The 22316-nt window shown below is 41.7% G+C and carries 17 protein-coding genes; 5 read left to right on the top strand and 12 right to left on the bottom strand.

Going from position 1 to position 22316, the window contains the following annotated elements; genetic code table 11:
- The first annotated feature begins 1 nt into the window (after window position 1).
- The gene (locus tag ACYIB7_RS00650; protein WP_480338491.1) at window positions 2–1051 is read left to right on the top strand and encodes a M20 family metallo-hydrolase; all 1050 of its coding nucleotides are present in this window, start codon (window positions 2–4) and stop codon (window positions 1049–1051) included.
- 1 nt (window position 1052) lies between these two features.
- Here the strand turns inward: ACYIB7_RS00650 and ACYIB7_RS00655 are convergent, their stop codons facing one another.
- The 11 genes from ACYIB7_RS00655 to rpoN all read right to left on the bottom strand — a co-directional run bounded on the left by ACYIB7_RS00655 (window position 1053) and on the right by rpoN (window position 12336).
- A complete protein-coding gene (locus ACYIB7_RS00655; protein WP_103983253.1) occupies window positions 1053–1631 on the bottom strand; it encodes an acyltransferase in 579 nt (192 codons plus the stop codon).
- Window positions 1628–2911, bottom strand: coding sequence for a lipopolysaccharide biosynthesis protein (locus ACYIB7_RS00660; RefSeq protein WP_480337781.1), 1284 nt, complete (start codon window positions 2909–2911; stop codon window positions 1628–1630). Before ACYIB7_RS00660 ends, ACYIB7_RS00655 begins: the two co-directional genes overlap by 4 nt.
- Window positions 2912–2926: 15 nt before the next feature.
- Entirely contained in the window at window positions 2927–4231 is a 1305-nt protein-coding gene (locus tag ACYIB7_RS00665; RefSeq protein WP_103983255.1) for a murein hydrolase activator EnvC family protein, read from the bottom strand.
- 6 nt (window positions 4232–4237) lie between these two features.
- On the bottom strand, window positions 4238–5089 hold the full coding sequence (gene lolB1 / locus ACYIB7_RS00670; RefSeq protein ID WP_103983256.1) for a lipoprotein insertase outer membrane protein LolB1: 852 nt from the start codon (window positions 5087–5089) through the stop codon (window positions 4238–4240).
- Window positions 5086–6843 (bottom strand): tetratricopeptide repeat protein, encoded by a 1758-nt coding sequence (locus ACYIB7_RS00675; RefSeq protein WP_480337784.1) that lies wholly within the window; start codon window positions 6841–6843, stop codon window positions 5086–5088. Before ACYIB7_RS00675 ends, lolB1 begins: the two co-directional genes overlap by 4 nt.
- 32 nt (window positions 6844–6875) lie before the next feature.
- The gene (gene dut, locus ACYIB7_RS00680; protein ID WP_480337786.1) at window positions 6876–7310 is read right to left on the bottom strand and encodes a dUTP diphosphatase; all 435 of its coding nucleotides are present in this window, start codon (window positions 7308–7310) and stop codon (window positions 6876–6878) included.
- 99 nt (window positions 7311–7409) lie between these two features.
- Window positions 7410–9245 carry a 4-hydroxy-3-methylbut-2-en-1-yl diphosphate synthase gene (locus tag ACYIB7_RS00685; protein ID WP_103983258.1) on the bottom strand — a complete coding sequence of 612 codons (1836 nt, stop codon included), beginning with the start codon at window positions 9243–9245 and terminating at the stop codon, window positions 7410–7412.
- Window positions 9246–9338: 93 nt separating this feature from the next.
- A complete protein-coding gene (purE, locus tag ACYIB7_RS00690) occupies window positions 9339–9845 on the bottom strand; it encodes a 5-(carboxyamino)imidazole ribonucleotide mutase (protein WP_099463928.1) in 507 nt (168 codons plus the stop codon).
- 6 nt (window positions 9846–9851) lie between these two features.
- Window positions 9852–10232, bottom strand: coding sequence for a glycine cleavage system protein GcvH (gene gcvH, locus ACYIB7_RS00695; RefSeq protein ID WP_099463927.1), 381 nt, complete (start codon window positions 10230–10232; stop codon window positions 9852–9854).
- Window positions 10233–10248: 16 nt separating this feature from the next.
- On the bottom strand, window positions 10249–10869 hold the full coding sequence (locus ACYIB7_RS00700) for a phosphatase PAP2 family protein (RefSeq protein WP_103983259.1): 621 nt from the start codon (window positions 10867–10869) through the stop codon (window positions 10249–10251).
- A 12-nt stretch (window positions 10870–10881) separates the two neighbouring features.
- Window positions 10882–12336, bottom strand: coding sequence for an RNA polymerase factor sigma-54 (gene rpoN, locus ACYIB7_RS00705; protein WP_480337789.1), 1455 nt, complete (start codon window positions 12334–12336; stop codon window positions 10882–10884).
- A gap of 387 nt (window positions 12337–12723) precedes the next feature.
- On the opposite strand from rpoN, the gene ACYIB7_RS00710 reads away from it, so the two are divergent.
- On the top strand, window positions 12724–14271 hold the full coding sequence (locus ACYIB7_RS00710; RefSeq protein ID WP_480337791.1) for an ATP-binding protein: 1548 nt from the start codon (window positions 12724–12726) through the stop codon (window positions 14269–14271).
- An 80-nt stretch (window positions 14272–14351) separates the two neighbouring features.
- Here the strand turns inward: ACYIB7_RS00710 and ACYIB7_RS00715 are convergent, their stop codons facing one another.
- Window positions 14352–16019 carry a nucleoside kinase gene (locus tag ACYIB7_RS00715; protein WP_103983262.1) on the bottom strand — a complete coding sequence of 556 codons (1668 nt, stop codon included), beginning with the start codon at window positions 16017–16019 and terminating at the stop codon, window positions 14352–14354.
- An 82-nt stretch (window positions 16020–16101) separates the two neighbouring features.
- Between ACYIB7_RS00715 and ACYIB7_RS00720 the strand changes: the two genes are divergently transcribed.
- From ACYIB7_RS00720 to ACYIB7_RS00730, 3 genes are all read left to right on the top strand, one after another.
- Window positions 16102–17787 carry a Na/Pi cotransporter family protein gene (locus ACYIB7_RS00720; RefSeq protein WP_103983263.1) on the top strand — a complete coding sequence of 562 codons (1686 nt, stop codon included), beginning with the start codon at window positions 16102–16104 and terminating at the stop codon, window positions 17785–17787.
- 246 nt (window positions 17788–18033) lie between these two features.
- A complete protein-coding gene (locus tag ACYIB7_RS00725) occupies window positions 18034–21243 on the top strand; it encodes an InlB B-repeat-containing protein (RefSeq protein WP_480337794.1) in 3210 nt (1069 codons plus the stop codon).
- Between the two features lie 18 nt (window positions 21244–21261).
- Window positions 21262–22203, top strand: coding sequence for an outer membrane beta-barrel protein (locus ACYIB7_RS00730; RefSeq protein ID WP_480337795.1), 942 nt, complete (start codon window positions 21262–21264; stop codon window positions 22201–22203).
- Window positions 22204–22316 lie beyond the last annotated feature (113 nt).

Here is a 22316-nt window from a genome sequence, read left to right on the forward strand (position 1 = left end):
CATGTTTTACGATGCAATAGATACGTTAAAAGGAATGATTTCCCGTCCGTCTTTCAGCCGGGAAGAAACAGAGGTTGCCGATTTTCTGCAACAGAAATGGGCGAAAGATGGCGATAAAGTCTGCCGTAAGGGTAATAATTTATGGATCATCGGTAATAATTTCGATCCGGGTAACCCTACTGTATTGTTGAATTCCCATATAGATACGGTAAAGCCGGCTTCGGGCTGGACAAAAGATCCGTTCGTTCCCGAGGTGGACGACGAAGATAAACTGTATGGTTTAGGCAGCAACGATGCCGGGGCAAGTGTGGTGTCTTTGTATGCCGCTTTCCGTACGTTGTGCTGTAAAGAGCAACCGTATAATCTGATCTTTCTTGCATCTTGTGAAGAAGAAGTTTCCGGGAAAAACGGATTGGAAAGCGTATTGACAGAACTTCCTCCCGTAGCTTTTGCTATTGTTGGCGAACCTACAGGTATGCAACCGGCGGTAGCCGAAAAGGGGTTGATGGTACTGGACTGTGTTAGTACAGGTAAGGCGGGACATGCGGCACGTAATGAAGGTGTTAATGCCATTACGCTTGCCATGAAAGATATTGGATGGTTCAATACATATCAGTTTCCCGAAAAGAGCGATTTCCTGGGTCCGGTAAAGATGAGCGTGACTATCATTCATGCCGGTACGCAACATAATGTAGTGCCCGACCGTTGTGAGTTTACGGTAGATGTACGGACAAACGAGTTTTATCCGAATGAAAAAGCTTATGAGTTAATAAAAGAGCAAGTGTCGTGCACGGTAAACGCCCGTAGTTTCCGTTTGAACTCTACATGTACGCCTTTAGATCATCCGTTTGTACAACGGGCGGTTATGATGGGAAAAGAACCGTTTGGCTCTCCCACACTGAGCGACCAGGCGTTGATGCCATTTCTTTCCGTTAAGATAGGGCCGGGCAATTCTGCCCGTTCGCATGCCGCAAACGAGTATATTGAATTGATGGAGATACGGGAAGCAATAGATACTTACGTCCGACTTTTGGATGGTCTGGCTTTATAGGTTACATAAGTCTGGCTGTTGTATAATCCCATTCATGCGGGCCCGACTGGGGTTTATATACCAGCGATTCCGCAGTTTGTGAAACAACGGTGTCAGATGGAACATCTTCTCTTATTGTACAACCGGCCCCTATAACCACATTGTCACCAATCGTAACACCTGCCAGGATTGAGCAGTTGGCACCTATCCATACGTTGTTGCCAATGGTAATCCCTTTCTTATATCCGATCTTCCGGAAATCACGCTTGTGATGGTTTACGGTAGAAATAACCGTGTTAGGTGCAATTTCTACATTGTTCCCGATCTTAAGTCCACCGTGCGCATTAATATATACACCTTTGCAGTCTCCCGGATCGCAGCAGATTCCTTTTTCTATTTTTTGCCATTCAATGACCTGGCTGGTGAAATGCACAGGCCAGGGAACACTTCTGTTGATACCTACTATTTTCTGCATCAGGAAGAAGTGTATGAAGATGTGGGCATAAGACGTATAACCTTCCTGGCGTTCGAAACGCGGATATGCCCAATGGATAAGAATACGCAGAACCGGTTCGGAAATATTTTTGAGAAGTTGTTTCATAATCTGTATTTTTTTATCTGCTTTTTCATGTATATGTCAATCAGGATATAATGCAATGCACCGATGACGGAAGTTGCCAGTAATACATACTTAAATTCCAGACCTGCTCCTATTGCGAATATAGCTATCTGGCATATCACAAGAGAAACATTAAAGAACAAAAGCAGTTTTTGATGCCGTAATATATCTGCTATTGAGCTTATGGGTGAATAAAGCGCATTAAACAGAACAAAGATAGCAAAATAACGGATCATCTCTCCGGATTCTATCCACTTGGCTCCAAATAGGAATGAAAACAGTTGAGGTCCGAACAGGAAGAAGAATGCCAACAGGGGAAGTACGAAACATAATATCATCTTTTGAATACGAATTGTAAATGAGTATAATTCGTGCGGACGCCTCTGGTACATTTCGCTGGCCTCTTTTTTGTATACTTTGCCAATGGCGAGGGATAGCAGGTTTATTGGTAGCCGTATGATAGAATTGGCAAAAAAGTATAGTCCGGCTACTTCAAGCGGATAGAAAAATGTAATTAATAACGGAAGTCCCAGTAAAGCAAATGCATTGAATAAATTTCCGATGCTGGCATAAATGGCAAAGTCCCGGTATTCCCAGGCATATAGCTTCATCTTGATCCATGAAAGGGAGCGGAATAGACCTTGCTTGTTTTCGTCTGCGAGATAAAGGTAAATAAAATAGGCAACGGCAAAGATATACCCGGTGAATGTTCCCCAGATCAATCCTGCAGATATACCTACATAACCAAACAGAAGCTTTAGTATCGGTATGGATAGTCCTTGGGTGAGTTGTCCGGTTACCATCTTTTTATAAGCTCCCAGCCGGTTGTACCAACTCGTGAAGCCGTTTATCCATCCCATGATAAGGATTACAGGCGGTGCCATCCATAAAATGCTATAGTCCGAGACATTCAATATCTCTGAGAAATAGGGCTTGAATACATATAATATCAGGCAACTGAATATGCTTATCAGTATGGATGAAAGCAGAGAGAGGAAGAGCATTGTACGTGCTTCTCCCTGTTTGCGCGAGATGACAACAACATAATCGTAGTTGAGTGTGGCAATCACTCCTCCTATACCAATGACAGACATAAATACGGATAGTTCTCCGAATTCCGTTTTGGAATAAATACGTGCTAAAAATAATTGGATGATAACGGGAATGAGCTGAGCCAGACCTGTACCGGAGAACAAGAGTAATATATTACGGAAGACGGGGTTTTCCGTCCATTGTTGGATATTTTTCGGGAGCGGATTCATAAGCCGGGCTGTTTGTTAATCCAACCACGGAGCCGGATTGAGTTTTGTCTTTTCTTTCCAAAGCTGGAAATGAAGGATTGTTGTGTTTCCATCTTCCGTATCGGTGAAAATACGCCCGATGGCCTGGCGGGTAGAGACTCGGTCTCCGGCTTTCACATATACTTCACTAAGGTTACTGTAAACAGTCAGGTAGTTACCGTGGCGTATGATAATGGAATTGTTATATCCCGGTACTACAAATACGCGGGTTACTTCACCGTTGAAGACCGCGCGGGCATCTGATCCCGGAGAGGTCTGGATATCTATTCCGCTATTGCTTGTACGGACATATTTCAGTTCCTGATGTTGTTGTTCGCCGAATGAAGCAACAATTGTATGTGAACCAGTTACCGGATAAGGCAGTCTGCCGCGATTATTGGCAAAATTATCGGATAGTTGCTTTTCCGCTTTCGTCATGGCATAGCCACCTTTTGTATCGGCAACACGTTCTTCGCGAATTGGTTCTGAAGAAGATTTTGAGCCAGGGGCGGCTTTCTCACGGGCACGACGTTCGCGTTCGGCTTTTTCACGGGCCGCTTTGGCTTCAGCTTCTGCACGCGCAATCTCGGCGGCAATTTGTCGTTCTATCTGACGGTTTAAAGCTTGTGCCTGACGTTGTTTTTTACGTAATTCTGCCTGTAGCTTCTTTTGTTTTTTATTTAGTTGCTGTATTTCTTCTTTCTGACTCGATTCTTCCGATACTAGCTTCTTGTTCTCATCTTCGCGGGTGCCTAGAAGGGTTAGTTTTGCAGATCGCGTTTTCTCTAACTCTACCTTTTTCTGGTTAATTACTTTTTGCTTGTCTATAATGTCGTTGGCCTGCCGTTTCTGCCAGTCGGCATATTCGCGTAAATATCGCATGCGGCGTAAAGATTGTGCAAAGTTATCGGCAGATAGTATGAATAAAAGTTTGTCTTGCGAGCTATGCCGTTTATATATGCTTTGTGCAGATTTGCTATAGTTGGCTCTTTTATTGCCTAATTCTCTTTCCAGTTGAGTTATTTCACGGTTCATTTTGTTCATTTGCCCGTTGATAGCGTCAATTTCCTGGTTTAAAATGCTGATTACTTTTTTACGGGAAAGTATCTGTTGTGACAGCAGGTTAAGACGATTCAGCGAGTTTTTGGCCGTCTGTTTTGTTTCATTCAACAGTTGGCTTGTCGTTTCAATTTCAGCCAGTGCTTCCTTACGCTGCTTTTCAAGTTGTCTGACCTTATCAGACTTTTGAGCATAAGCGGGAGCCAGAAGAATTAAAAATATGACAATCCAACAGTGCTTCATATCCGTTTAGTTACTGTTATTACTTATTGCTTTTATTATTTGTGCAAAGGTAATACGTTTATATTTTGCAGGGATGCTGAAATCCATACTTAGCGGCATATCTGTTTGTATACGGGAGAAATGGATTCTGATGTTTCCTTTGGAAAGATTATTCTCCAGTAATCGTATGTCCATGAGCATCGGGAACGGTTGGTCTCCGGCTAACCTGAAATCCTGATAATCCCATTGAAGCATGTATTTGTCGGATGGTTCACTGATGTGGGTGGCAAGAAGCTTTTCTTCTCCATCGGCAGTAAAAGTATAAAGCAGTCCCATGGAATCTTTTGTTTTGACTTCAGCCAGCCCATTTTCTTGTTTCAGCCTGAAATGATTGTATTGCTTCGGTGAAATAGCCTGCTGTCCAGGCAAAAACAAATGGTTTGTGAAAAGTGCTTGCAAATTGTAGAAATTAAAATCTATTGGAGTTTGCCCTTTCAAACCTGAATAGCTTTCCGTTACAAAACGTTTGTTTATGCGGTCAATGACTTTAATACTATCTATACTTAGTTCTATGCGAAAGACTTCAATACCAAGAAAAGGTTGTACGGATAATTGAAAAACGCTGTCTTTAATCATTTTCAGATCAACACGCGAACTCATATTCTTATCAGGCAGGTTAAGGTCTACATTCAGACGTGCCGAAAGTGTGTTGAAATTGAATTCCTGTTCTTGCATGGATGCAAAAAACTCATTGTACGCTTTGGTGCCGCTGCTTTCTACAGTTCCTACTTTCTTGGACGACTTACAACCGGCTAAAGAAAGTAGCATTATTATCCCTGCAAAAACAACTAATCCTCTAAACTTTTCCCATTTATTCATTTTGCATCTTTGTCTTCAATATAAATACCTTCGGCAATCTTACGGTCGAGTATCTTTGTTTTCTTTCCCATTTCTTTGGCTTTCTTCCATTGTTCAATGGCTTTTTCTTTATCACCGTTCATAAACAGGATGTCACCGTAATGATCTACCAGTTCCGCACTTTTTGTTTTATCTTTCTCAAGTGCACTCTCTATATATATTTTTGCCAATGTATAGTTGCCCTGCACAAAGAAAATCCAGGCGTATGTATCCAGATAAGTTGCATTATCCGGTTCCAGTTTTATACATAGAGCACTCATTCGTTCTGCTTTCTTCAGGTCTTTCTTTTCTAACGAAAGGAAATAGCTATAATTGTTTAATACAACAACATTGTTTTCATTGTATTTCAGTGCTTCGTCATACGCTTTATAAGCCTGGTCCATCTTCTTCATCTGATAATAGATATCACCTATTTGTCCGTAGAAATCAGATTTCAAAGGCAGGTTTTCTTTCGGGATAATATTCAGTCCGGTATAATAGGCATTTAGGGCCTCCTGGTATTTTCCTTGTTGATAATAGGCAATTCCCAGATAGAAATAATACTCGGGCGATTGGGGAAATAGTTCAATACACTTGTTGCATATACGCATTACTTCCGGAATATCTTCCGATTTTAATGCCAGATTAAGAAGTTGTTGCCAGGCTCCGGCATTATCCGGTTCCATTTCTGTTACCAGTTGGAATTGAAACTTAGCCTCTTCGTTTTTTCCTTGTGCCAGCAACAGGCCACCATACATCAACTTCAGATCTATATCTTCCGGATGTTGTTCCAGTAGCGTCTGGAATAGCTGGTTTGCACTTTCGGTTCCCTGCTTTGTTTGTTGTAGTTTGAGGATGTAGCGGGACAGGATATTGACTTTTGTTTCTACATCTAATTTTTCGTTGACAAGAGCTGTCCGTATTTGTTCTTCTGCGGCTGTTTTATTATCCGTTGCCTCATAATAATTAGCCATGGAGACGATATAATACGGATTCAACGGATCTACTTCGTGTGCCTTTTGGTAATAAGCCAGGGCTTTCTCCATTTCTTTCTTCTCCAGATGGAGGTCTCCCAATATGATCTGATAACGGGCTTCCATCGGATACTTATCAGCCAGTTTTTCTACTTCCCTGAATGCTTCGTCTTGCTTTTCCAGTTGATTATACAATTTATACTTCTGCATGGAAAGAGCTTCGTTCATACCAATAATCGATTCTAGCGAGTCGTATGCATCGATTGCTTTACCAATATCTCCGCTTTGGGTATAAGCATCGGCCAGGTAATAATATAATTCGGCCTTGTCGGGATATTCTTTTATTAGTTCTTCATACTCTTCGGCTGCTTCTCCGTACATGCCTAAGTTGCGGGTAACACTTGCCAGGGCAATTTTATAAGTGTAGTTGTCCGTACTGTTTGCTACAGCCCGTTTCAACATCTCTACAGCTTTATTAGGGCGGTCTAATTGTACATAGAAAGACGATAATTCGTAAAGAACCGGAGCTGCTGTCGAGTCAAGCTCCAAACAATGATAAAAAGCATCGTAGGCAGCATCAAATTTGCCGGCATTCTTTAAATTGAGCCCTTCGTAGAAGAAGTAATCAAATTTACGTCGGTCGGCATCACTTATCTTTGCAGCTACAGAAGAACCAATATCTTTGGCATTCGTTGCCTTTACCGGAACGAAGCAGGTCATCAACAATAATAGTGCAATATATTTCAGAGATTTCAATGTCATAATTTTATTTGTTCACGAAAAGAGATACTCTCTTATTGTTTTCCGGTATGTCCGAAGCCTCCGGCACCGCGTTCGGTATCGTCCAATACTTCTACCGGTTTCCATTCAACATGGCTGTGAGCGGCAATAACCATCTGGCATATACGTTCTCCGTCGTTTATTTCGAATGGCACATTTGACAGGTTTACTAAAATAATACCTATTTCTCCGCGATAATCGGCGTCGATAGTTCCCGGTGCATTCAGTAAGGTAATGCCATGTTTGATAGCCAAACCGCTGCGTGGACGCATCTGTGCTTCATATCCTTCCGGCAACGAAATGTAAAGTCCGGTAGGGATTATTTTACGTTCCAACGGATTTAACACGACAGGTTCCGACAAGTTTGCACGAATATCCATACCTGCCGATAGCGGTGTTGCGTATGCCGGCAGCGGATGATGGGATTTATTAACTATTTTTACTTCCATGAGTTCTTAATTATTGACTGACAAAGATATTTAAAAGTTGACAGTTGACAAACGACGGTTGACAGATGTTTGATTCCTGTATGGAATATTAACTGTCGGTTAATCCGTCCAGTCTCCATGATCTTTTATTAATTGTACCAAACGTTCTACGGCTTCTTCTTCCGGAATGTTTTTCAATATACATTCTTTTCCTTTATATAGGCTGATTTGTCCCCGTCCGGCACCAACATAACCGTAATCGGCATCAGCCATTTCTCCAGGACCGTTTACGATACAGCCCATGATACCGATCTTCAGACCTTTCAGGTGCGATGTTGCCTCTTTGATACGGGCTATTGTTGTTTGCAGGTCGTATAATGTACGTCCGCAGCTCGGACAGGAAATATATTCCGTTTTGCTGATACGCAAGCGGGTAGCTTGTAATATACCAAACATGTATTTGTCTGCAACGGAGGTCTTGGTTCCTTCATTATGCAACATGATGCCATCTCCGAAACCGTCTAATAATAAAGTTCCGAAATCGGCAGCCGATTTTAACTGCAAGGCTTCTGTGTCTGTTTCCTGATAATCCCGGTGCAGTATAACCGGAATGTCGCAACCGGCCGATAATAGTTTATGCATGGCAGCACGTTCGGCACCAACCGCATTCCGATGATAAGTACTTAGAATTACAACTACGGTTTTGTCTTTTTGGAGGGTTTTGATCAGATTTTCGTTCAGGTCGCTGTTCGTTATGCGGATGAACTTCAGGGGTACGTCATAGTCTTTCAGTTCTTCTGCTTCGGAAGCAATAAAGAAAGGAAATGCATTCGGACGTTCTTTCCAGAAATGGGCATCTACCAACAGCTTGAAGTTGTCGGGCAGATTATCAGGATCCTCTTTGCCAATGTATATGTAGTCAGGTAAAGAAGAATGATCAAATTCAAAATTCCCATCACTGCGGTCGGAAATGACAATAGGAGGGAAGTTCCCTCCTATGCCTTCTACGGCACGGGTTTTACGGCGGGTCGCGGTTACCGGATCATAACCTGCGGATAAAGTGCCTACAATCGGTTTGTGCTCCCGGCGTTCCAATATATGTTCTACCAGTTTGCGGGCTACAGGTATCTCTGCTTCCGGATCTTCACTTAATGACACCCGGATCGTGTCACCGATACCATCAGATAATAAAGCTCCTATACCAACGGCACTTTTTATACGTCCATCTTCTCCGTCTCCGGCTTCCGTTACTCCTAAATGTAAAGGATAGGCCATGCCTTCCTGCTCCATCGTCCGTACTAATAAACGGACGGTCTTCACCATCACAACAGTGTTGGATGCTTTAATTGATATAACTACATCCGGGAAATGTTCGTCTTTGCAAATACGAAGAAATTCCATGCATGAGGCTACCATGCCTTCGGGTGTATCGCCATAGCGGCTCATAATACGATCGGACAGCGAACCGTGATTTACGCCAATGCGGATGGCGGTTCCGTGTTTCTTGCAAATGTTAAGGAAAGGAACAAAGCGATCGCGGATTTTCTGTAATTCGGCTGCATATTCCTCGTCAGTGTATTCAAGATGACTGAAAGTTTTTACTTTGTCTACGTAATTGCCCGGGTTAATGCGGACTTTTTCTACTTCTTCTGCAGCGGCATCGGCTGCTTTGGGATTGAAGTGTATATCAGCAACCAACGGAGTGGTGAAACCTTGTGCGTTTAATTGTTTACGGATTTCTCCCAGATTGCGTGCTTCCCGTTCTCCTTGTGCGGTAAAACGAATATATTCTGCACCCGCTTCAATCATTCGTATTGCTTGATTGACTGATGCATCTGTGTCCATAGTAGATACATTTGCCATGGATTGGATGCGAATCGGATTTTTTCCTCCCATCGGAATGTTTCCGATATGAACAACAGACGATTTACGCCGGGTATAATTAAAATAATCCATAATTCAGTTGACAATTCAGTTGACAGGGGATAGTTGGCAGGTGACAGGTGCGCAAACGGTATTTGTGTTTACCTGTCACTAGCCAAGAGTCAACTAATTAGTTTTGTATTTAAAGGAAACCTGAGCTAATTCTTCATTTGCTTTCACGATTTTCTTTTTCAAATCTTCTTTGTATGCAACAAGCTTTTCCTGGAGTTGTTCATCTCCTACGGCAAGCATTTGTACTGCAAGGATACCGGCGTTAAGTGCTCCGTTAATTCCTACGGTTGCAACAGGGATTCCCGGAGGCATCTGTACGATAGCCAATAGGGCATCCATACCGTCTAACGAAGAGTTGATAGGTACACCGATAACCGGCAATGTCGTCATGGATGCTATCACGCCGCATAAATGGGCTGCCATGCCGGCTGCTGCGATAATCACTTTAATGCCGCGGCTTTTGGCTCCTTTGGCAAAAGCCTCCACTTCTGCCGGAGTACGGTGGGCAGACAGTGCATGCATTTCGAATGGAATTTCCATTTCGTCAAGCAACTTGGCTGCTTTTTCCATAACGGGCAGGTCTGATGTGCTGCCCATTATTATACTTACAACAGGTGTCATATTCTCTTATTTTGCAATCAATTGTTCATAATCTGCCGCAGACAACAGTTCATTCACTTCAGATTTGTCTTTCAGAGAGATTTTGATCAACCAACCTTTACCGTAAGCATCTTCGTTAACCAATTCCGGTTTGTCTTCCAGTTCAGCATTAATTTCCAATACTTCGCCGCTAACAGGCATAAACAGGTCCGATACGGTTTTAACAGCTTCGATTGTTCCGAACACTTCTTCTTTAGCAACTTCTTCGCCTTCCGTAGTGATGTCTACATATACGATTTCGCCCAATTCGCCTTGTGCGTAATCTGTGATACCAACATAAGCAACGTCGCCTTCTACACGAATCCATTCATGGTCTTTTGTGTACTTTAAATCTGCAGGAAAATTCATAATTTTAGTGTTTTTATTAGATGAATAAATAGATATAACTTAATAACGAGGCTACAAATGTACATATAAATCCCAGACAAAAGCCTGCATATACCTGCATAGGTGTATGTCTTTGTAAAAAGATACGTGATGTACCTACCAAACCGGCTATCAGCAATATGGCAATGAAAGCCCAGAAAGGATTTATCATGTGTATGCGTGCAACTCCCATAATACCACCCAACAATCCGCCTACGCCAATGGCATGCGCACTTATTTTCCAGAAAAAATTAATGCTCAAGGCTATTACCAGTGAGACACAGACGCCTATCAGAAGCGCCAGGATCCAGAATGGCATCATCATCTTATAGAGGAAGAAGGTGCAGACCATAATGGAAGTTATGAAAATAAGGTAAGGAACAATGCGTTCTTTGCGGTCGGAAAGTTCCAGGTCGACAGCTGCTCCGTTTTTTACCATCAGCCAAATAAACACACCGGGTATAATTGCCGTAGAAACAAATGTACCTCCTAAAATCGTTAGCTTTACAGGGAGCGGGTATATGGCAAGGTAGGTGTAGGTAAGAGCCAATATGATCCCATAGGTCACCATAAGCAACGGATGGAATAGGATGGATGTTATATTAGCAAATAATCTCATGTTGTTTATTTATTAAATTTCTTTTCTGAGCCGGGCTACCGGTATATCCAGTTGTTCCCGGTATTTTGCAATTGTCCGGCGGGCTATTACATAGCCTTTTTCTTTCAGGATAGTGGCTAGTTCTTCGTCTGTCAGGGGCTTGCGTTTATCTTCGTTCTCAATATGTTCTTTCATGATCTTTTTTACCTCGCGGGTGGATATTTCTTCGCCACTGTCGGTTTGCATCGATTCGGAGAAGAAATATTTAAGCGGGTAAATGCCGAAGTTTGTTTGTACATATTTACTGTTGCTTACCCGCGAAATCGTGGAAATGTCATATCCGGCACGTTCTGCCACATCTTTCAGTATCATCGGATGAAGGGATGTTTCGTCTCCTGTCAGGAAAAAGTCGCGTTGTAACAGAATGATCGCTTCCATTGTGCGTTGTAAAGTTTCCTGACGTTGCTTAATGGCGTCAATAAACCATTGGGCGGAATCCAGTTTTTGTTTTACGAACTGTACGGCGTCGCGCATTTTAGCCGTTTGGTTTGCTTTGTTTCCTGCATAATCCTGAAACATTTCGGCATATTCGCGATTAATTCTTAAATCGGGAATATCGCGGTTATTCATGCTTAAGGTCAGCTCGCCATTGTTTGCTTCCACCAGAAAATCGGGTATGATCTGGCTCATGGCCACTTCCATAGAACCACCCCAACTGCTTCCCGGTTTAGGATTCAGCATGGTTATTTCGTGAATTGCATTCTTAAGTGTGTTTTCGTCGATATCCAGTCCGCGTAGAATCTTATCGTAATGCTTGCGGATAAACTCTTCGAAGTATTCGGTCAGAATGTGTATTGCTAATGAATTGACAGGCGTTTGTTCGCGTTTGTCCAATTGGATCAGTAGGCATTCCTGCAGGTTACGGGCGCCTACTCCTGCGGGTTCAAAATCCTGAATGATGGAAAGAACCATTCCTATTTCGCCTTCATCCACTTCTTGTCCTGCCTGAAAAACCAAATCGTCGGCAATAGCAGACAGATCGCGTCGCAAATATCCGTCATCGTCAATATTACCTATAATATATTCTGCAATTTTCAGTTGTTTTTCCGTTAAGTCACGTAGTCCGAGCTGTTGCAGTAAAAATTCGTTTAATGACTGGCTTGCCGAAAAAGGAACATCTTCTTTTTTTTCTATCCTGTCACTCATTTCGCGGAGCTTGTAGTCCGGTATATCATCTTCGCTCAGATAATCGCCAAGAGAAATATCCGTGTCTGTTTCTACCGGCATTATGTCTTCGGCGTTATCTTCTTCAGTCCGTTCAAAGTCGTCTAAAGGCTCGCGTCCTTCTTCCAGTGCCGGATTATCTTCCAGCTCATGCTTCACTCGCTCTTCCAGTTCAATGGCTGGAAGTTCCAGAAGCCTGATCAACTGTATTTGTTGAGGAGAAAGCTTTTGTTGTAACTTTTGTTGTAACTGTTGCTTCAACATAAATCTATAAATGCTAAATGTACGAAAATTATCCGCCCATATATATTACTTAGAACATGCAAATATAAGTTTTTACTGCAAGATTCGTGAACTCTTTTATAAAATTAAGACAGCGCATGCTTGTCGGTTGGAACTGATGGCAATTGAAACCGGGCAGAGGCCATTCGATAACCCTGTATTTATAATGTTTTTCTTGATGAAAAAGTAAGTTGACAATTATCGGCCAAGCGGCCGACAATTGTCAACCGCTTGGCTGACGGTTGTCGACCGTATGGTTGACGACTGTCAACTTACTATCTGTTTAGCATCTTTTTTTCATTTTTCCGCTTCGAAAGAGCGCATTGTCTGCAGAACTGTGTATATTTGCTTTAAATTAAATTTGCAATTATGAAGATCTCTTATTTTATTATTGCTTTTATATTTTGTTTTTGTACAAATATTCAGGCTCAGGAAAACTTAGGAAACGAATTTATGAAACAAGCTCAAACCAGTTTTGAGCAGAAAGATTATACAAAGGCGCGTTACCTTTATATCCGTGCTTATAATTCATTTGCAAACCAGGGAAAATATGCACAGGCGGTTGAATGCGGAACAAAAGGTGCTTTTCTTTATTACCGTGAGAATTATTATAAGGAAGCTTTTGAACTTTGCCGGCAAATGACGCAATTATTGCAGACAGAGGAACAAAAATCGCAAAATGTATTTTATGATGAGCGTTTCCAGATCACTAAAGAACGGTTGCAAATGTATATGAAGCTTAAGAATGCGGCTCAGGCCGAACTTCAGCTTGCCGAACTGAATAATTTAGCGAACCAGTCCAAAAACAGCAAGCTTGCCGAAGACTTGTTGTATACCAAAGCGAGTTACTATTATGCCTTAGGGAAAAATGAACAGGGAGATGCAGCATTCCAAAAACTTATCAGCCAATACAGGGAAAAGAAAGAATACGATAAGGTGAGCGATTGCTACAGAAGCCTGATTAATATAGCTTTGAATTCCAACGATGCTCCGTTGATGAAGCGAACCTACGAGAAGTATATCGTTTGGACGGATTCGGTAAAAGCCTTCAATGCGCAGGATAAGTTGGGCGCATTGCAGATGAAATATGATGAGAGCCTGAAAACAATACAGGAAAAAGATAGCCAGTTGTCGGGTAAACAATATATGATAGTTGGCCTTACTACATTTGTTGTAATATTGATTGCAGCACTGTTGTTATTGATATTTATATTGTTGCGTTATTTGATACTCACTAAAAAACTGAAGAATATTATTAAGATAAATAATGAACATAACGAACAACAGACTAAGTTTATACAAAGTATCTCCGAACAAATGGCTCCAACGTTGGATATGCTTGGCGTTTGTGTTGGCGAATTGCCGGCAACAGTGTCGCAACAAGCCGTATCTATAAAATCCCGTGTAGATGCTTTGAGGCAATTCGGGTTGAACATTCAGGAACTTTCTTCGCTGGAAGGTTCTTTAATGGAACCGTACGAAGTACAGTCCTTCAATGTGGGAAACTTCTGTAAGAAGACAATGGATAAGATCGTTGACGACGTTCAGCCGGAAGTGGAGACGGTAGTGGATGCTCCTGCTTTGGAAGTAAAAACAAACGCTGTACAATTAGAGCGTATCTTGTTGCACTTATTGAGGAATGCTGCAATCAATACTTCTTCGGGTAAAATTACACTAGAGTTTAAAAGAAAAGGCGCTCATCTCTGTAACTTTATAGTGACAGACAGCGGAACAGGTATTCCTGCAGAGCGTAGGGAAAGCATATTCAGGCCGTTTATGGAAGCAAAGGATTTGGCAGATGGTGATGGATTGGGCTTGCCTATATGTGCTTTGGTTGCTAATAAACTGAATGGAAACCTGTCTCTTGATATGGATTATAAAAGAGGATGCCGGTTCGTTTTGTCATTGCAGATTTAAAATAAAATAGATATTGGCAGAAAGGAGTTGTATCATCCGTGTTCCATGAATACGAATTTGATACAGCTCCTTTTTTGTTATTAATACCTGAAACTTCCTCCGCCTAAAAATTCTCTCAATAAAGAGGTTCCGGGTAATTCTTCATCCGGTATGTAATTAAAGTATCTCAAGAAGCGAAGCAATCTATAGGCTTCCGCATTTGTGCGGTCGCTCTCTTTGACTTCCGATAAAATCGGTTCGGCAAAGCGGCGGAGTGCAGCCAGTTCGTATAGCATGGCACTATTAAACATGGCGTCTGCATTTTCCTGGTAAGGGAATATCCATTTGTCTTCTCCGCGGCGTACGCTGGGCCATCTCGAAATGGTTTCTTGTGCCGAGTAACCACGGAAACGATAGTCGCGGATGATACGGCGAAGCAACCGGTTGTCTGTTGTCGGTATCCAGTTATGATTATCTAAAGAAATAGACGTCAAGACGGAAACATACACACGATATTTGTATTTGTCGTCTATAAACGCCGTAAGTTCCGGATTCAAAGCATGGATGCCTTCGATAACAAGTATGGAATTGTCATGCAGTTTCAATTTTTTCCCTTTATAAATACGTGAACCGGTTTCGAAGTTAAAGCTGGGTAGTTCTATCTCTTCGCCGGCCAGCAGCTTCTTAAGATCACTGTTGAAATAAGGCAAATCGAGCGCGTAAAGCGACTCAAAGTCGTAATCGCCCGTTTCGTCTTTAGGTGTATCTTCCCGGTTCAGGAAATAATCGTCTAAAGAAATACCTACCGGATGCAGCAGGTTGGTGGTAAGTTGTACTTCCAGCCGTTTGCAGAAAGTTGTCTTTCCTGACGATGACGGGCCTGAAATCAGAACCAGACGTACACCGTCTTTATAACGGTGGGCAATTTCTTCGGCTATCTTTGCCACCTGCTTTTCTTGCATGGCTTCGGAAACAAGTATGATTTCGCGTGAAAGTCCCTTTTCAATGGCCAGGTTCAGGTCGCCTACATTGTTTAAACCCACAGTACGTTGTAAAGTAAGATGTTCTTTGTATGCTTCGAACATTTTGTCCTGAGGGATGACAGGTTCCAGTTCCAGGGGATTGCTCCGCTTGGGGATGCGGAGTAAAACACCGTCGGCATAAGGAACAATGTCAAACAGGTTTATATAACCCGTAGATGGAGTCAGACAACCATAAAAGAAATTTATATATCCGTCTAATTCGTAATATGAAGTGTACGACATTCCGGTTGTTTCTATTAAACGTGCCTTGTCATTCATTCCCCGTTCGCGGAACAATACGGCGGCATCTACGGTACGTACGGTTTTAAGATGGAAAGGAAGGTCGGCGTCGATAATTTCACGCATCCGTTTCTTTATTTTGTTTATCGTCTCCTGATCTATATCCTTGCCGTTGTGAATAACGCAGTAATAACCTTTGGAAATAGGATGTTCCAGATTTAACGTGGCACAAGGAAGAACATCGTTTACTGCTTTTGAAAAAATATGGCATAAGGAACGTACATAAGTACGCAATCCGGAAAGCTCCGTATAATCGACATATTCAATGTCTTTTGGTCTCCAGCATTTGAAATTCAATCCTTCTGTCCGGTTGTTGACTTGTGCGTTCATCGGACGATAATGAAGCGGAGCAGCAACGGCTGCATATATATCAAGTAGTGAAGATCCGACGGGAACTTCTTTGTAAACATTGTTATTTTTACAATAAATTGTAATTGTTTCAGACATTGTATCTCAGTTATTATTTATAATTTTGTCCCCTAAAGTTAGGAATATTAATCGGATATACATCCACTTAAACAAATTTTAAATGGACTATTCTTTTTTTGATTTTCTCCGGCTGATAGGGTCGCTGGCCTTGTTTTTGTTCGGAATGAAAATCATGAGTGAAGGATTGCAGAAGTTCGCAGGTGACAGTTTGCGAAGGATTTTAACCGCAATGACCACAAACAGGGTGACGGGCGTATTAACTGGAGTACTGATAACGGCATTGATTCAATCTTCATCGGCAACTACCGTGATGGTGGTAAGTTTTGTAAATGCAGGGTTATTAACGCTTACCCAATCAATCGGAGTCATTATGGGCGCCAACATCGGGACAACCGTTACAGCATGGCTTATTTCGGCACTCGGCTTTAAAGTAGACATCGCAGCATTCGCACTTCCTCTCCTCGCATTTGGGCTTCCGCTCTTCTTCTCCGGGAAAAGTTCCCGCAAATCATTAGGTGAATTTATTTTTGGTTTTGCATTTTTGTTTATGGGCCTTCAGGATTTGAAGGCAAATGCACCCGATTTGGGTGCGAATCCGGATATGCTGGCTTTTGTGCAAAACTACACGGATATGGGCTTCTTCTCCATTATTTTGTTTTTGTTTATCGGTGCCGTGCTGACTATGATAGTACAGGCTTCGGCTGCTACGATGGCAATTACATTGATCATGTGTGCAAACGGGTGGATAGACTATTATTTGGGCGTAGCTTTGGTATTAGGCGAAAATATAGGAACTACTATTACTGCAAACTTAGCGGCCTTAACAGGTAATACACAAGCGCGAAGGGCAGCTTTGGCCCATTTGGTTTTTAATGTCTTCGGGGTGATATGGGTGCTTGTTTTGTTCTATCCATTTACGAGTGCCGTGTCATGGTTTGTTACTAATGTTATGAAGATTACTGATCCTGCTGTTGCCGTTTCGTTTAAACTGGCAGCATTCCATACAGCATTTAATATCAGTAATACATTTATTATGATATGGTTTCTTGGTCTGATCGAGAAAACAGTTTGTTCATTGATTAAAGGAAAACCGGAAGATGAAGAATATCGTCTGCGCTATATCACCGGCGGCATGCTGTCTACGGCAGAACTTTCCATTTTGCAGGCTCATAAAGAAATTACGTTGTTTGCAGAACGCACGGCACGTATGTTCAACATGGTGAAAGAGTTGTTTTATGAAAAAAATGAAGAAGTTTTTCTTAAAACGTACGGACGGGTGGAGAAATATGAAAATATCAGTGACCGGATGGAAGTAGAGATTGCCAACTATCTTACGCAGGTTTCCGAAGGCCGTTTGAGTTCCGAGAGTAAAGAAGAAATCCGTATCATGCTGCGTGCTGTTTCTGAAATAGAAAGTATTGCCGACGCGTGTAACAATCTTTCCCGTACAATAAAGCGAAGAAATGAGTTCAATTCCGAGTTTTCTGATGAACAGAACAAACATATGGATCACATGTTTGATCTCGTGACGAAAGCATTGGAACGCATGAATATCGTTTTGCATAAGCCGGAACTGGTACATGACGATATCAACCCGTCTTATAATATTGAAAATGAAATCAACAATTACCGCAACCAGTTGAAGAATCGCAATATTGAGGACATTAACAATAAGAAATATCAATATCAGGATGGTGTATATTACATGGATATGGTTAGCGAGAGTGAGAAACTGGGTGATTATGTGATTAATGTAATGCAAGCCGTTGTAGATAAGAAAATATAATCTCCCAAACACGGAAAGTGATACGAAGACAGGGCTGCTTGTTCTATTTATTGCAACAAGCAGCCCTGCTTTTATATAATTGTTCAAAATAAGTGTAAATGTTTAGTATATTCGGCTGATATAGAAATGTCAATCCAGGCAAATACACATTTTTAGCCTGCTTCTTCCAAATGCGCTGCTGTATTTTTATGCCCGACGGAGTTCCGGGATAAAAGCATTATAAACAATATATAAAAACAGTAGCTTATGAAGTCAATTTTTACCCAAAGACAGTATTTCTTGCTTTTTGTTCTGATTCTGCTTGGTAATTTAGGGAAACCTCTTTTTGCACAAACAGAAGTCAGTTCTCAGAGCGAATTAGAAAATGCGGTGGCTGATGCGGCAGGAGGTACAACAGTTACAATTACACTTTCGAGCCAGTTTCCTTCTACGTTAGATAATGTAATAACTCTGGCAAATACCAATTCGAGCCGGATTGTTATCGATGGAAATAATCTGGAGCTTTTACCTAATCCGGGTAGCCGACATTTTAAGGTAACCAAAGGTGATGGTTTTATTGAATTCCGTAATCTGACACTGAGAGGTTATTACGATGAGAATGCCGGAACTCCTTCGCCTGCCGAAAGCGGTGGTGTGGAAATAGCTAGCGGAACCGGAGAGATTTCTTTCGGTAATGTTCATTTTACCCATATACGTAATTATGGAGCTATAAACGGAGCATTTAATAACCGGCTGAAAATAGAAAAGTCTACTTTCGAGTATAACTATAGCCCATTGGCCGGTGGAGCCTTGTGTTTTGAAGGAGGAATTAAGGCTTTGAATGTGGACTATTCCACATTCAACAGGAATAGTTCTAATGGTACCGGTTACAGCGGAGGTGCAATCAATGTAAAAGTAGGTGGCAGCGGTTCTGTTGTCGATATACGGAACAGTGTGTTTTTGTATAACAGTACGAAGCATCTGGGCGGAGCCATCGCTTTTCATATCGTAAATCCGCCAACGGCCAATTTCACAATTGATGCCTGTTATTTTGAAGGAAATAAAACAGTGAATCCGGGTGGCGCCAATTATGGCCCTTGGGCAGATGCTGGTGCGATTGGGTTATATTCAGATAATGGTGACCATAATTTTACGTTAACAAATTCGACATTTGTGTCTAATGAGTCGTATGATGACGGCGGTGCGCTGATGATACAAAACTGGGGCACAAATAGTAGTAATACGATCTCAAATAATACATTTTATAGTAATATCTCATGGGGACAGGGCATAATTTCCAATAATAATCCTCCTACAGATGCCGGTGGTGGAGCTATCCAGTTTTCTAAAAAGACGAAAGCCGATCTGAAGAATAATACATTTGTAGGGAATAAAGCCTCAGGGAAAAATAATCCTCAACTGACAGCTTTAGGTGGTTCACGGGGTGGCGCTATTGCTTATCATTATGATACCGGTTCGAATAAAGTTTATCCGGAATTGTCGATGGAAAACAATATTCTGGCCGGTAATTATGTGACGGATGAAAACGACGATATAATGCCGGGCGATTATGCGAATATTACTATTACAAGCCATGGTGTGCTTAATGATTTAGGAGGCAATATCGGTATTGACGATGGTATACCGTTGGCAAATAATGTTACGACCATGAATATCTTTGGAACTTCGACTCCGGTTTTACAAGACAACCAAAGTAACGTTTATGCCGGAAATCCGAATGACAATACAACCGGTTATTATGTATTACTGCAAACAATCCCTATTTTACCGAATGACAATGAAAGCATCTTTGGTTTGGCTGACGGTTCTGTTGTAACACCTTCACAACCTGCTGATCAAAGAGGTTATGCCAGGGTAAACGGTTCTTCGGATGCAGGTTCTGTAGAAATACTTTGGGTCCGGTTTGATGCAAATGGAGGCAGATGGAACGGGTTGCCTTCGTTGAATTATACCGGTGTGGAATATTATGCCCAGGACGTGAATGTTAATACAAGCAAGTATTTTAAAATTACTCATACGGATGCAACGGTAACTTCTCCTTCTGCTGATCCTGTTCACGACACTTATACGTTTGGAGGATGGGTTTTAGACGATGGTAGCGATACACCCTGGAATCCTGCAACCCAAGTGGCGGAAAATGTAAAAGTGAAAGCTCTCTGGAACGGTGGTAATACCTACACGGTATCTTATCATGGAAATGAAAATACGGGCGGAACTGTACCTGCATCCCAACAGGTACAAGCAGGCACGATTTATACGGTTGCAGAGGACAAACCTTCCAAAAGAGGTTATTTGTTTGAGGGATGGAATAGTTCGGATGATAACAGGGTTTATCATGCCGGATATACGTTTACTATGCCCGAACAAAATGTTTCTTTAACAGCCTTGTGGAAAGAGATAAATATTCCCGGACCGGGAACGGATCCTGTGCCGGGTGTGGAATTGATGGATTTGGCAGCTGTTTGTCCGACAGAGAAGGTTGTCAGGGGTGAATTTAATACGCTTTATACCGATAATCCGATGCATTATGCTATTGCTTTTTCTGAAGATGCGAAGGCTGCAGGGTTTAAAGACCTGGAAGAATATATATTACTGCCGGCTGGATATTTTGTGTTTGAAGTTCTGGCTTCTGTACCGAACGGGCTTTATCAGGGAGTTTTGAAACTTAAATGTGAAGAGAATCCTCAACTGATAGAAGAATATCCGTTTGAATTTGAGGTATTGGAAGGTATACAGATATTGGAACATCCCCAGACTGTGGAATCTGTATGTAATGGCTCTGTCTTTGAGCTGACTGTATCGGCGGCCGGTCACGGGCTGGCTTATCAATGGTATCATAATGGACGCCCGATTTCCGGAGCAACCGGCAATGTATACGAAGCCGAGATTTCTAATGAAACAAAAGGAGAATATTATGTACAGGTGGCAGGAACTTGCGGTTATATAAATAGTGATACGGTTTACGTCATTCAGAATGCTTTACAAATACAAATAAAGTGGGATGATGTTTTATATGTTACCAATACGGATAGCCGGTATAAATCGTTTCAATGGTATAAAGACGGCATGCCGGTATCTACTTATGGTAATGGTATATATTATACGGATACGGAAGGTTTGAGAGGAAGCTATTCTGTGCGTGCATACTATCCGGATGGAAGTTTCGATGAGAGTTGCCCGGTTTATTTTGACGGACAAACAAAGTCGTCGTCTGTTCGTGTATATCCGAATCCGGTAAAACCGTATGAAACGATTACAGTTGAGATAAACGGTATGGAAGATAATCAGGCAAATGTGCCGATCTATATTTATGACATGTCGGGCGGCCGGGTTTATTCCGGTAAATCTGCTGGTCAGAGAACGGACATCGTAGCAGCTGTTCCATCCGGAAATTATATTGTACATATACGTCTGCATTCGGGTAAGGTATATACGCAAAAACTTATTGTAAAATAACATTTAAATCAGGAAATCATGAATAAAATATATTATCTGTTTGTTGCCATATCAGTAATGGCATTTACTGCTACCGCACAAGAAAGTGGTTCTTATATTTCGGTGACTGGCAATGTCGGTAGTTCTTCTTTAAATTATAAATTGAAAGGCATTGACGGGAACCGCGATTCGAAAGTGGGTTATGGAATGAATCTGGAATACAGTTATTTCTTTGATGAACACTGGGGAATCGCGTCCGGCCTGGGCTTTACCCATTTTAAAACGATGGTTTATACAAATGGAACCATATCGAAAGATGACTATTCCAGTCTTGGAATGCAGATAGACAATGATGATATATCCGGCAATCCGAAGGATTATGAGTTGAGAGCCCGCCTGGCAAACTGGGATGAGAAACAATATGGTTATTTTCTGGATATTCCGGTTATGGGAAAGTATCAGACGCGGTTTGGGGAAACTCAACGATGGGGAATGTACGCCGGACTTGGTGTTAAACTGCAATTCCCTATCCGGGCTAAATATTCATTTCTGGATAACAAAGAAACCAAGCTGAATGTATCAGGATATTATGCTCATATTCCTGAAGATGTCGGTGCACCGGGATTACAGCCGGTTCCGCAACATGGCTTCGGTACAACCGAAACTCCGGAAAATGTATTGAATGGGAAAGGGAATGCAAAATTACAGATGAGCGTGACTGGTTCATTGGAATTAGGCTTTATGGTTGACTTGGGCCAAAATATGGATTTGCTGTTAGGCGGTTATTTTGATTATGGATTTAATGATTTGAAGAAAAAGAAAAGTAAATCTTTATTGACGGCTCCTGAAAACTATCATCCGGATGCTGATAACAATGTAGGGAAAGGTATTTCTTACGATGGTTTGCTAAATACTCATTTTACGAATAAAGTAAACCTTGTTTCTTTTGGAGCCAAGATTGGTTTGCGCTTTAAACTATAACTCAATAATTGACGCAATTTAGTAAGTCTTTCTCAATTAGCGGTCGTTTCCTTTTGGAGGCGGCCGCTTCCCTTTAATACGGTGGATAAACTTTGCCGTTTGTTTATTTGTTT

The organism is Parabacteroides sp. KHUB-03 (genome assembly GCF_056640975.1).

Coding starts and splice junctions, on each gene's coding strand:
- gcvH (WP_099463927.1), bottom strand. CDS start 10,232: ATGAATTTTCCTGCAGATTTAAAGTACACAAAAGACCATGAATGGATT.
- ACYIB7_RS00700 (WP_103983259.1), bottom strand. CDS start 10,869: ATGAGATTATTTGCTAATATAACATCCATCCTATTCCATCCGTTGCTT.
- lolB1 (WP_103983256.1), bottom strand. CDS start 5,089: ATGAATAAATGGGAAAAGTTTAGAGGATTAGTTGTTTTTGCAGGGATA.
- ACYIB7_RS00675 (WP_480337784.1), bottom strand. CDS start 6,843: ATGACATTGAAATCTCTGAAATATATTGCACTATTATTGTTGATGACC.
- ACYIB7_RS00660 (WP_480337781.1), bottom strand. CDS start 2,911: ATGAATCCGCTCCCGAAAAATATCCAACAATGGACGGAAAACCCCGTC.
- ACYIB7_RS00665 (WP_103983255.1), bottom strand. CDS start 4,231: ATGAAGCACTGTTGGATTGTCATATTTTTAATTCTTCTGGCTCCCGCT.
- dut (WP_480337786.1), bottom strand. CDS start 7,310: ATGGAAGTAAAAATAGTTAATAAATCCCATCATCCGCTGCCGGCATAC.
- ACYIB7_RS00730 (WP_480337795.1), top strand. CDS start 21,262: ATGAATAAAATATATTATCTGTTTGTTGCCATATCAGTAATGGCATTT.
- purE (WP_099463928.1), bottom strand. CDS start 9,845: ATGACACCTGTTGTAAGTATAATAATGGGCAGCACATCAGACCTGCCC.
- ACYIB7_RS00710 (WP_480337791.1), top strand. CDS start 12,724: ATGAAGATCTCTTATTTTATTATTGCTTTTATATTTTGTTTTTGTACA.
- ACYIB7_RS00720 (WP_103983263.1), top strand. CDS start 16,102: ATGGACTATTCTTTTTTTGATTTTCTCCGGCTGATAGGGTCGCTGGCC.
- ACYIB7_RS00655 (WP_103983253.1), bottom strand. CDS start 1,631: ATGAAACAACTTCTCAAAAATATTTCCGAACCGGTTCTGCGTATTCTT.
- rpoN (WP_480337789.1), bottom strand. CDS start 12,336: ATGTTGAAGCAACAGTTACAACAAAAGTTACAACAAAAGCTTTCTCCT.
- ACYIB7_RS00685 (WP_103983258.1), bottom strand. CDS start 9,245: ATGGATTATTTTAATTATACCCGGCGTAAATCGTCTGTTGTTCATATC.
- ACYIB7_RS00715 (WP_103983262.1), bottom strand. CDS start 16,019: ATGTCTGAAACAATTACAATTTATTGTAAAAATAACAATGTTTACAAA.
- ACYIB7_RS00725 (WP_480337794.1), top strand. CDS start 18,034: ATGAAGTCAATTTTTACCCAAAGACAGTATTTCTTGCTTTTTGTTCTG.
- ACYIB7_RS00650 (WP_480338491.1), top strand. CDS start 2: ATGTTTTACGATGCAATAGATACGTTAAAAGGAATGATTTCCCGTCCG.